Origin of the sequence: Vibrio sp. L85, assembly GCF_963871815.1 — a bacterium.
Classification (GTDB): domain Bacteria; phylum Pseudomonadota; class Gammaproteobacteria; order Enterobacterales; family Vibrionaceae; genus Vibrio; species Vibrio harveyi.
The window spans coordinates 1-1,523 of the sequence record NZ_CAWMYL010000050.1 but is presented as its reverse complement, the minus strand read 5'-3'; the positions used below and the strand labels follow the sequence as shown (position 1 = coordinate 1,523).

Below are 1,523 nucleotides of genomic sequence, written 5' to 3'. Positions count from 1 at the left end.
TGTCAATCCCCGATAGAAATGTCCTCTTTTCTCCCCATTAGAAATGTCCGCTTTGGGGAGAAAAGAAATTCAGTTAACGTGAGTGACTGGCGGTGAATTGGTCTGGTTCAAGAAGGACTGGATTTAATGCTCTTAGCTGCTCATTCATTGCTTGTCTCTGACCTATAACGCTAACGACTCTCGACTGTCTCTTACGCTTATTTTTTGCTTCAAACTCATCTTGTTTCTCTTTGGCAAACTGCAATACCTGGCCAAGCCTCTTGTTATCAACAATCTGACCTTGTGACACTTTTTCTAGTTTGTCGAAGATCTTGAATTTTAATGACCTGTGACCATAACGTACACTGATATGACCATCCAGATGTTCTAAGATGAGCACATTCTCATGGACTAGTCTTGCGTTTTCTTCCGAGTTTTCAATTAGGTAAACAACTTGGTTGTATTGGAACGTCAAGGAGTTAGATAGCTTACGGACTGATTGCCAAGAAAAAATATCGTATAGTTCATGTGATTCTTCTCTTAATGTTCGGTGCATGTCTTTAGGATAGTTTGCCGGCTTAGCAAAGCGCCGGTTAAAGTCTTCCATGAACTCAGGTAGCCATAGATTGGCGTCGGCTATCGTGTCTAGTTTTCTTAACCGCATTTCCTTCACCAAGCGATTCTGGAGCGTTAAATTGGCTCGTTCGACTCGACCTTTAGCTTGTGAGCTATTGGCGCAAATAAGCTCGATGCCGAGCTCTTTTAATGAACGACCAAATTGAGTCGAGTTTTTAGCCTCAATTCCTTTTTTTGTGCTGGAGTGAAATATTGCGTGCCGGTCACTGTAGAATGCCTGCGGCTTTCCGTGAGCCTCGACATATTCACGAGTGGTAACCATGTAATCTATGACGGATTCCGTTTCGCTGAATCGTAGGTTCATCAGGCGACCAGTGGCATCGTCGATAAAAACGAGTAGGCAGCATTTGGGTCGACGACCTTCAAACCAATCATGATGTGAACCATCAATTTGAATCAACTCGCCTAAACAGTCACGTCGATGTCTAGGTTGGTAAACCTTTGGTTTACGTTGAGATCTTGGTTTCCAAATTAAATCGGCGATCATCCAATTGCGCAGTGTCTCTAAGCCTACTGGGAGGTTGTGACACTCAAGCAGCTTTTCTCTAGCGAAGGTAGGTGGGAAGTCAGGATAGTGCTCTCTTATCGTTTGTAAGACAGTTAGCCGGTATTCTGGTGAGTGACCTCGGTTGCTAGGCTTGCCTCTAGCTTTATGAGCTAGCGACGATGGTCCATCTTGCTCTAGTTGTTTGATTAATCGACGCACTTGCCGAGGTGAGATATTTAATCGTTTAGCAGCATCACATTGACGCATTCTTCGATCGATCACGTCTTGTAATATTTTTATTCTTTCTAGCTCTTTGGCACTCATGGTTATCAACATTCCGGTAAATCCTCTTAAGGCGATAAGCCATAAAAGAGGACATTTCTAAATGGGTCAAACCGGACATTACTATCGGGGGCGTACA

1 protein-coding gene is annotated in these 1,523 nt (G+C 43.5%); it reads right to left on the bottom strand.

The window, feature by feature from the left end; genetic code table 11:
• Window positions 1-73: 73 nt before the first annotated feature.
• Window positions 74-1,426, bottom strand: a complete 1,353-nt coding sequence (locus AACR11_RS07530; RefSeq protein ID WP_101905087.1) for an ISNCY family transposase — start codon at window positions 1,424-1,426, stop codon at window positions 74-76.
• Between the last annotated feature and the right edge of the window lie 97 nt (window positions 1,427-1,523).

Coding starts and splice junctions, on each gene's coding strand:
- AACR11_RS07530 (WP_101905087.1), bottom strand. CDS start 1,426: ATGAGTGCCAAAGAGCTAGAAAGAATAAAAATATTACAAGACGTGATC.